General features: G+C 33.2%; 3 protein-coding genes. All 3 read right to left on the bottom strand.

Translation table 11 applies throughout. The features are described from left to right. Nucleotides 1-158 precede the first annotated feature (158 nt). Nucleotides 159-1,355 (bottom strand): geranylgeranyl reductase family protein, encoded by a 1,197-nt coding sequence (locus tag ACKI67_RS05180; protein ID WP_407462356.1) that lies wholly within the window; start codon nt 1,353-1,355, stop codon nt 159-161. Nucleotides 1,356-1,376: 21 nt separating this feature from the next. Then, nucleotides 1,377-3,074, bottom strand: coding sequence for an ATP-grasp domain-containing protein (locus ACKI67_RS05185; RefSeq protein ID WP_407462357.1), 1,698 nt, complete (start codon nt 3,072-3,074; stop codon nt 1,377-1,379). Between the two features lie 141 nt (nt 3,075-3,215). Beyond that, nucleotides 3,216-4,913: an ATP-grasp domain-containing protein gene (locus ACKI67_RS05190; RefSeq protein ID WP_407462358.1), complete on the bottom strand. Its 1,698-nt coding sequence runs from the start codon at nt 4,911-4,913 to the stop codon at nt 3,216-3,218. Nucleotides 4,914-5,082 lie beyond the last annotated feature (169 nt).

The raw sequence follows: 5,082 nt of genomic DNA on the forward strand, positions 1-5,082 counted from the left end.
ACTTGAAAAATTATAAAATTTAATTGATTTGAATAAAAATTAACAAAATTATTAAAATATTGAAAAGATGAAGAAAATAAAAATTAAATAAAAGAATAACAGAAAAAATAATAAAAAAAATAATAAAAAAATAATGAAAAATAATAAAAAAATTTAGATTAAAATAGAATCTTAAACAACTTACTGAACTTTAAGGCAATGCGTGGAGATATTTTTAAAAATACCTTTATAATATCTTTCGGGTTCATATTTTGAATATCAAGCCCTGCAAAAGCATGTATAATTTGATTAAAATCATCATCTTCCAAAGAACGATAGACTTCATGTGCAATTTTAAGCTTAGGAATTGCACCTTGTGTATGCTCATCATATAAAATATCATATTCCTTCAGCCTTTCTTTGGAATAATCCTTATCCTTGATGGCCTTTGCAGCCACTTGACCTGCAGTCATACCTCCAAGCATTCCTAAAATGATTCCTCCACCAGTTATTGGATCTACTTGACCTGCAGCATCACCGCATACTAAAAAGTTATCATCATAAATTCTTTCAATCAATCCACCGATAGGGTCTCCACCTACATTAAGTTCAACGGCTTTAGCATTATTTAAAGGAGGATATGATTCAATGAACTCATTTAAAAAATCAATAGCAGGCTTTTTGCAAGCTGAGGAGATTCCTATACCTACATTAGCTATATCATCACCCTTAGGGAATATCCATGCATATCCGCCATCTGCAAAAGCGCCTATATGAAGCTCAATCAAGTCCATTCTCTCACAATTCACCCCAACCATCTCATATTGAACTCCAGACATCATATCCTTTGGATTGGTAGTGGAATTAATTCCCAATGCTTTAGCAATACGTGATTCCGGACCATCTGCAGCAATCAATATACGGGCTTTAATTTCAATGATTTCACCCATATGCTCACAATCAACGATGAAAAATGATCCTTTATCATCTTCATCCCTCATGATTGATTTAGCTATGGTCTTAACCATTATCTTGGCACCGGCTCTAGCAGCATCCATTGCCATGTACTTATCGAATACCTTACGTTCAATAATGTATCCCTTTTCAGGCAGAATTGTCTCATCAAGAGTTAATCTGGTCCCATCAGGAGCAATTATAGTTCCTCCATTGATCCTTTGAACAGCCCATTGTGGATCAGGTTCTATGCCTAACCATTTAAGTCCATGGTCATAAATGCCTTCAGCACATCTTTTAGGAGTACCTATTTCCGATTTCTTATCTATTAGGATAACGTCTGCCCCTCCTAAAGCAGCATGTTTGCTAGCTGCTGAACCAGCAGGACCTGCACCAATTACCAAAACATCGGTTTCAATCATATTATCATCTTATTTTATAAGTTATTTGGTTTTTGAAGCTATAATAACATCCTTAATGTTATGTGGAGGAAGTTCTATCCTATAATCTAAAACCTTTAGCAAAGCTTCTGTACCTCTCCTACCACTAGCGGACAATTCATAATTGTTTTTAGGAATGAAAATGTATCCTCCAGTTCTTAATCTTGAAAAGATATCTAAAAGAATCTTTACCTTTTCATCCCCATTCTTATCTACAAGGCTTTTATTTAAATTGACCATGATAAAATCAAACTTGCCTGTTATATCCTCAATTTGGTCAGCATTTATTTGTAAAATATTAATGCCTTCAACAAATTGATCTGTAACAAAAAGGCCCGTACCATATTTTTCAGCCAATTCAAGCAATGGCATGACCTCTTTTAAATAAGTCTCATCATCTTTTATTTCCCAAACATGTGAATCTTCACTTAAAATAAGTGAAAATGCACTTCTTTCAACGGTCCTTAAGAAGTTTAAATTCTTTTCAATTTCTGAGAAATCTTCATGTACTAGAAATACGGTTCCGCCGCTTGTTTCCACATCTTTTGTTTTTGGGAAGAATATCTCATCCATATTGATGCTAGATAATGATGTGCTATGATAAGCCTCCAATTTAGTGATTATACGAGCCATAGGAGATGAACGGGCAATAATGTCATTCGGAACGATGAAGAATTTCAATGTACCATAGGCATATAACTCATATCTTTTCTTCATTTCTTCAAAGAAGCGTTCAGGTTTTAAATAAGAATCTAAAATACTGTCAGTTTCATGTTGGCCTGAAATCCTGTCTATAAAATCAGCAGGCATATCCCCACCCATTGGACGGCAGTTAACTTCAATTAAGACAGGCCCCTTTTCATCAATCATATATTCACCATGAACAGGACCATACTGAATTCCCAAAGCCTTAGCGACATCATATGCATATTCCACCATTTCAGCTTCTCCAAGACCTAATTCATTGACAGTCTCACAGGAATCATAAACCATAGCCCCTTCAGATGTTTTTATCTTATTGTATTTCCAAACCATGGTAACACGAGGAATGCCCTTATGGGAAACAGTATTTACAATATATTCAACACCGTTGATCTTCTCCTGAATCAAAAGTTCTTCAATATTATCTCCGAAACGATTAACGCCATCAAACAAGTAATTGAGTGTATCTTTCAGCTCTTGACGATTTAAACAAATACGAACACTTGCAGAACCTGAACTGTAAGTAGGCTTTAAGACAACTTCAGTTAATCCTTCCTCATCATAAAAGGCCAATGCCTCTTCCAAATTGTGAATGGTTTTTCCCTTAATTGAACGAAGACCATGTTCAGCAATTCTCTCCTGCATCTTATCCTTAAGTGTCATTGCATCAAGATTATCAATGTGATTTCCTAAAAGACCTAAATCATGTGCCAATCTAGTTGCTAAAATAACTCCCTGTTCACTTGCTGGAAGAACTAAAAGAGGGTCGTATTTTCTTACAGCTTCAAGGGTCTCCTCATAAATATCCTGTTCGTAAATCATGTCAAAATCATATGGAATCCTTTCATATCCTTCATGAATATGTTTATTATATATTTCTCCATCCTCGGATTCTGAAGCTTTCAATTCCAATACAATAGGATTATATCCCCTATTGATTATATCCTCTACAAAATTTTTTCCAGAGGATGTGCAATGAACTAAAATAATATTTCTCATTTTATCATCCCTATTGAATTAATTTAGATTTTTAAAATTAATGTAAATACTAATTTTGTTATAAATTAGATTTTAAAATTAATGTAAATACTAATTTTGTTAAAAAAAATAAAATATAATAAATAAAAAAATAAATGGAAGTTATTTAGCTTTAGAAGCAATAATAACCTCTTTAATATTATAAGGTGGAAGTTCAATCTTATAATCTAAAACCTTTAATAAAGCTTCCATACCTTTTCTTCCACTCATAGCAAATTGATAAGTGTTTTTAGGAATGAAAATCATTCCACCAGTTCTGAGCTTTGAAAAGATGTTCAAAACGATGTTGACCTTTTCTTCCTCACTTTTATCAATGAGACTCTTATTTAAGTTAATGATGATTGAATCGAATTTGCCCCCTACATCTTCTATCTGCTCATGATTGATTTGCAAAATGCTAATATCATCTACAAATTGATCTGTTACAAAAAGGCAGGTTCCATATTTTTCAGATTCACTAACCAATGGTTTGATATCATTCAAATATTTTTCATCATCTATTTCTGGAGCTTCCAATGAATCATCAGAAAGAATCAATGAAAATGCATTTCTCTCAACAGCTCTTAAAAAGTTTAAATTGCTCTCGATTTCAGAGGAATCCTTATGAACTAAAAATACAACTCCTGCACTAGAGTTCACATCTTTGGTTTTCTGATAAAATATGCCCCCTAAGTTAATGGTATTCAATGATGTGCTATAATAAGCCTTTAACCTACTGCTTATGCTAACCATTGGGGAAGAACGAGCAATCATATTATTAGGAACAATGAAGAACTTTTGGATACCATATGCATACAATTCATATTTTCTCTTCAATTCTTCATAGAAGCGTTCAGGTTTCAAATATGAATCCAAAATGCTATCAGTTTCATGCTGGCCTGAGATTATATCAAGGAAGTCTGCAGGCATGTTTCCACCACTAGGACAGCAGTTTGCCTCAATCAATACAGGCCCATCTTCATCCATCATATACTTACCATAAACAGAACCGTATTGAACTCCTAAGGCCTTAGCTACATCATATGCATATTCCACAACTTCAGCTTCACCTAAATTTAATTCATTGACAGTCTCACAGGACTCATAAATCTCATCCCCTTGAGAGCTTTTGACCTTATTGAATTTCCAAACTAAACTAACACGAGGAATGCCTTTATGAGAAACGGTACTGACAACATATTCTACACCTTTAGCCCTTTCTTGAACCAATATCTTTTCAATCATGTTTCCATAAGGGTTGATGCTGTCAAAGACATCGCTTACCTCTTTAATCATCTGATCTCTGTTACTGCAAAAACGGACATTTGAAGAACCGGCGCCATAACTAGGTTTTATAACCACTTCTTCCAATCCTTCATTATCATAAAATGCCATTGCCTCTTTCAGGTTATCAACGACTTTTCCTTTAAGTGAACGAAGGCCATATTCAGCAATTCTCTCTTGCATTTTACCCTTATCAGTCATAGCTTCAAGATTTTCAACAGAATTGCCTAAGAGACCTAAGTCTTCAGACAACTTAGTTGCTAAAGGAACCCCTCTTTCAAAACCAGCAACAATTAAAAGGGGATCATATTCTTTCACCATTTCAAGGGTTTCTTCATAGGTATCCATTTCATAAATCATTTCATATTCATGCTTGATACTCTTATAATTTTCTATAACAAACTCGGCAAAGTCTCTGCCATCTTCAGTGTCTGCAACTTTTAAATCTAATAAAATAGGATTATAGCCTCTATTGATTATATCTTCAACAAAATTTTTTCCAGTAGATATGCAGTCTACAACAATAATGTTTCTCATGTTATCTCCCAAAATATTCATTTATCACAGGACTACTTTCAAATTTTCCATTTAATTGATTAAAATAAATACATTTCTATTTCTATAATTTCTCATTAATAAAAATTATTAAAAAAATTATAAGAAATGTAAAATAATTGGTAAAAAAATATAAAAAATTATAAAAAAA

It is taken from the genome of Methanobrevibacter sp. (assembly GCF_045577275.1).
Taxonomy (GTDB): Archaea; Methanobacteriota; Methanobacteria; order Methanobacteriales; family Methanobacteriaceae; genus Methanobrevibacter.